This is a genomic window from Mycobacterium sp. TH-M11 (assembly GCF_057473725.1).
Genome location: NZ_JBYCLD010000363.1, coordinates 1 through 3330 on the forward strand (window position 1 = coordinate 1; position 3330 = coordinate 3330).

General features: G+C 67.3%; 5 protein-coding genes. All 5 read right to left on the bottom strand.

Annotation, left to right across the window (positions count from 1 at the left end; all coding sequences use genetic code 11):
• Positions 1 to 971: o-succinylbenzoate--CoA ligase (gene menE / locus AC2VOG_RS14605; RefSeq protein ID WP_486940609.1), on the bottom strand; the 971-nt coding region annotated here is incomplete at its 3' end.
• Positions 972 to 1018: 47 nt separating this feature from the next.
• Entirely contained in the window at positions 1019 to 1321 is a 303-nt protein-coding gene (locus AC2VOG_RS14610) for a DUF3349 domain-containing protein (protein WP_486940605.1), read from the bottom strand.
• A 59-nt stretch (positions 1322 to 1380) separates the two neighbouring features.
• Complete coding sequence (locus AC2VOG_RS14615; protein WP_486940606.1) at positions 1381 to 1689, bottom strand: hypothetical protein; 309 nt, start codon at positions 1687 to 1689, stop codon at positions 1381 to 1383.
• Positions 1686 to 2903: an inorganic phosphate transporter gene (locus tag AC2VOG_RS14620; RefSeq protein ID WP_486940607.1), complete on the bottom strand. Its 1218-nt coding sequence runs from the start codon at positions 2901 to 2903 to the stop codon at positions 1686 to 1688. Before AC2VOG_RS14620 ends, AC2VOG_RS14615 begins: the two co-directional genes overlap by 4 nt.
• 115 nt (positions 2904 to 3018) lie before the next feature.
• Positions 3019 to 3330: VOC family protein (locus AC2VOG_RS14625; protein ID WP_486940608.1), on the bottom strand; the 312-nt coding region annotated here is incomplete at its 5' end.

Genomic DNA, 3330 nt, shown 5'->3' on the forward strand with positions numbered 1-3330 from the left:
TGGGCCCGCAATTCATCGAGCGACGGTGGGGTGGCCCCGTCGGCCACCACGACGGCGGCCGCCACCCGCTGGCCCAGTCGCTGGTCGGACACCCCGAACACCGCGCAGTCGGCCACCGCGGGATGGGTCCGCAACACCGCCTCGACCGGCTGCGGCAACACCGTCAACCCGCCGGTGCTGATCGCGTCGTCGATCCGGCCCAGCACACGGAGTACGCCTGAATTATCAACGACGCCAATGTCATCGGTGCGAAACCAGCCGGGCTCGGCGAACGGGTCGGGGTCGGGCGGGTTGCGGTAGCCCTTGGCCAGTGTCGCGCCGCCGATCACGATCCGTCCGGCGTCGATACGCACCTGGACTCCGTCGAGCGGTACGCCGTCGTACACGCAGCCGCCGGCGGTCTCGCTCATCCCGTAGGTGCAGACCACGTTGACACCGCAGCTCGCGGCCGCGTCGAGGACCGGCCGTGGGGACGGGCCGCCGCCGATGAGCACCGCGTCCAATTCGCCCAGCGCCGCCCGTGCTGCGGGGTCGCCCAGCGCCTTGGCCAGTTGCGTGGCGACCAGCGAGGTGTATCGCCGACCTGAGCCGAGTTCAGCGACGGCGTTGGGCAATCGGCTGACATCGAAGCCGTTGGAGACGTCCAGCTCGACGGGTGTGGTGCCGGTCAGCAGGCTGCGGGTCAGCACCTGGATACCGGCAATGTGGTACGACGGCAGGGCCAGCAGCCACCGGCCCGGCCCGCCCAGTCGCTGGTGGGTGGCCACCGCGCCGGCGGCCAACGCCGCGGCGGTGAGCATTGCGCCTTTGGGCGCGCCGGTGGTTCCCGACGTGGTCGCCACCAGCGCCACGTCGTCGTCGATGGCGTCGCCTACCCGCAGCGCTTCAAGGGTCGAGCGGTCGGTGTCGGCGCCGATCGGGACGAGCGCGGGCGCCTTGCCGTGTAGTACCTGCTCCAGCGCCGCCAACAGCGGGCCGGCCGGGGAACCGCGCGCTACGGCGAACGCGCGCAGGGCGGCTATGCGGTGTCCTCGGCGTCGCGGGCGTCGTCCAGCGGCCAGTCTTTGGCGGCCAACCGCTTCCGCACCCGTTCGATATCCTCAAGCGACGGCATCTCGTCGGTGATCTGGGTGATCAGCACGCCGATGTCGACGCGGTCGAAGTCGCCGCGATCCATCAACTCGCCTGCCACCAGCATGATTTCGTCGTTGCACAGTTGACGTGACAGCAGGGCGAGCACCGGGAAGTAGTCAGTCGGCGGGATGCCCTCCGGATAGCCTGCGCGCAGCCATGCGACCACCGAGCTCAGGAGTCGATTCACGGTAAGTGCACTTCCCCGCCGGACGGTCGATCTGCCTCACTTCAGAACAGATTTCGATGCTACGCGGGCTTGGCCCCGAGAAGGTAAACGCCGGTCCACGCGCCTATGGCATCGCGAGCGATGAACAGGACGCCGACGACGACCGCGGTCAGCGCCAACGCGTACAACGCGTAGCTGATCGCGGTGAGCGCTGGGTTGGTGAGCGCTGGGTTCTTGTGCGCGACGGCGGTGCCCGAGCCGCCCCGGATGCCGGCGCCCGCCGCCCCCACCTTCACGGCCAGCGCGAACAGCGCGGGCAGGCCACTTCCCAGCAGCAGGCCGAACAGCAGGATCTTCAGCGAGGCTTCGTAGTTGAACCAGTGATTCACAACGTGCCCGCCTTCTTGCTCTCCGGGTGTACAGCGGCACCGGCAGCCTCGCCGTCGGCGCGCAGCGCGCCGGCCTCCTCGAGGCCGGCGGTCAGGTCGCCTTTCCACTCGGCGTTGACGTTGGTGTGATCGACCTTGGTCTTGCGCGACTGCAGGTAGATCACCGTCGCGGCCGCGACCAGCATCAGGAAACCGATGATCGCTCCCGGGTAGCCGCCGATCCCGTGCACCAGGACGTAGGTGATGGCACCGACCAGGCCGGCGGACGGCAAGGTGATCAGCCAGGCAGCGACCATCCGCCCAGCGACGCTCCAGCGCACCTCGGCGCCGGGCTTTCCGACCCCGCTACCGAGCACTGAACCGGTGACCACCTGCGTGGTGGACAACGCGTAGCCGAAGTGGGCCGACAGCAAAATGATTACCGCAGAAGAGGATTCGGCGGCCATGCCCTGCGGCGACTTGATCTCGACGATGCCCTTGCCCATGGTGCGGATGATCCGCCAGCCGCCGGTGTACGTGCCAAGAGCCATGGCGCAGGCGCAGGCCAGGATGACCCAGAACGGGGGTACGTGGTCCGTCCGGTTGACTGCGCCGTAGGAGATCAGGGCGAGGAAGATCACCCCCATCGTCTTCTGCGCGTCGTTGGTGCCGTGGGCCAGCGAGACCAGCGACGCCGAGAAGATCTGGCCACGGCGGAAGGCCGCTTCGCTGCGCTCTTCGGGAACACCGCGGTTTAACCGGTAGACCAGCCAGGTACCGAAGGCACCCACGACACCGGCCAACATGACCGAGACCAGGGCCGGGATCAACACCAGCGACACGACGCCGGTCCAGATCACTCCGTGCCCGCCTACCGCGGCGATCATGGCGCCGATGATGCCGCCGACCAAAGCGTGTGACGAGCTCGACGGGATGCCCAACAGCCAGGTCAGTAGGTTCCAGACGATCCCGCCGACGAGTCCGGCGAAGATCAAATCGGGCTTGACCAGCTGAGCGTCGACAAGATTCCGTGCGATGGTTCCGGCGACCGCGGTGGACAGGAACGCTCCTACCAGGTTCAGCACAGCCGACAACGTCACCGCGGCCTTCGGCTGGAGTGCTCCGCTCGCGATAGACGTGGCCATCGCATTGGCGGTGTCGTGGAAGCCGTTCGTGAAATCGAAAGCGAGGGCGGTGATCACGACGATGATCAGAAGGAACAGCTGAAGGGTCACGAGCCTAATTCTGAGGGCAGGCGGGCATGGTTGTCGAAAGAACGGTATCGGTAGACCACGGCAAACTGCACGATAGCCAGATGTTCGTCTGGGGTTAACCTCATACCTTGCGGCGTTAACCCCGGGTGTCGCGGCGCAGCGGATGCTCGGGCGGGATCTGGACGAAAATCAGCAGAACGCCGTCTGGATCGATGACATGCATCTCGTGCAGTCCCCACGGTTCCCGGCGGGCCTCGCGGGCGATCTGGACGCCGCGGCTTTCCAATTCGGTTTGAGTGGCGGCGACGTCACGAACCTGCAGCCACAGTGCGCCGGGGAAGTTCGTCGCACGATGGTCGGGGGCGCCGTGGTCGGCCAGTTCGATGAGCGACTGGCCGGCGAAGAAGACGGTGCCCGCGCCGTAGTCGCGGAAGATGGCCAACCCGAT